We start from the raw sequence: 1,151 nt of genomic DNA on the forward strand, positions 1-1,151 counted from the left end.
ATGCGAACGCGGCCCGCACCCGGTTCACCGAGGACGCGGTCACGGTGCTGGACCACGCGGCGGAACTGCGGGTCGCGGGACGGCTGGATCCGCTCACCCGGCGGGCCCGCGCCGCGAACGTCGCCTCCGTCCGCGCCACCGACCGGTCGGCGGCCCCCGCCGCGTTCGCCGACGCCGCCGCACCCCTCGCCGTGGGGGCGAGCGTGCTCGGTGCTCTCCTCGTCGGCATCACGGTCTTCGGCTCCGGACCCGCGGCCATGAGCCCGACGACACTCGGCGTCCTCGTCCTGCTGCCCCTGTCGGCGTTCGAGGCCACCGCCGCACTGCCGGCCGCCGCGCAGACCCTCAACCGCGCACGCCTGGCAGCCCGTCGTATCACTGATCTGCTCGACCGCGCCGATCGGACGGTCCCGCACGGCACCGCACCGGCCCACGGCCCCGGCCGGCTGCGTGCGGAGGGGCTACGAGGTGGATGGCCCGGCGGACCGGCCACCGAACCGGTCGACCTCGACCTGCGGCCGGGTTGTCGCGTCGCGATCGTGGGCGGCAGCGGCAGCGGCAAGACCACCGTGCTCATGACACTCGCGGGGTTGCTCGACCCACGCGGAGGCACGGTGACCCTCGACGGTGTCCACCTCGCGGACATCGATCCCGGTGCGGTGCGCCGGCAGATCGGGTTCTTCGCGGAGGACGCCCACCTGTTCGACACGTCGATCCTCGAGAACCTGCGCGTGGCGCGGGGCGACGTGGACGAGACCGAGGCGTCGGCCGCCCTCGGGGCGGTGGGGCTGGGGGAGTGGGTGGACGGACTCCCGCAGGGCGTCCACACCGTTCTCGGAGCCGGGGCCCGCACGGTCTCCGGTGGGCAACGCCGTCGTCTCCTGCTGGCCCGGGCCCTGCTGTCGCCCGCGCGGATCCTGTTGCTCGACGAACCCACCGAGCATCTCGACGACGAGAGCGCGGAGCGGCTGCAGCGGCTCCTCCTGGACCGGGATGCGTGTCTGGTCGGACCCGAACGCAGCGTCGTGGTGGTCACCCACCGCCTACCCGCGGACACGGCCGCCGACTTGGTCGTTCGCGTCGAGAAAATTCCGTTGCACAGCTCCCCGGGCGAGGCGTAATTTCGCAGGTACACGAGGAAGGAGGTGGTC

The 1,151-nt window shown here is 73.4% G+C and carries 1 protein-coding gene; it reads left to right on the forward strand.

Going from position 1 to position 1,151, the window contains the following annotated elements:
* Positions 1 to 1,121, forward strand: a 1,121-nt coding sequence (gene cydC / locus R1101_RS0123945; protein ID WP_016935687.1) for a thiol reductant ABC exporter subunit CydC, incomplete at its 5' end; no start/stop codon positions are given.
* Between the last annotated feature and the right edge of the window lie 30 nt (positions 1,122 to 1,151).

The sequence above is a fragment of the Rhodococcus sp. R1101 genome (assembly GCF_000278445.1).
In the GTDB taxonomy this organism is placed as follows: Bacteria; Actinomycetota; Actinomycetes; order Mycobacteriales; family Mycobacteriaceae; genus Rhodococcus; species Rhodococcus gordoniae.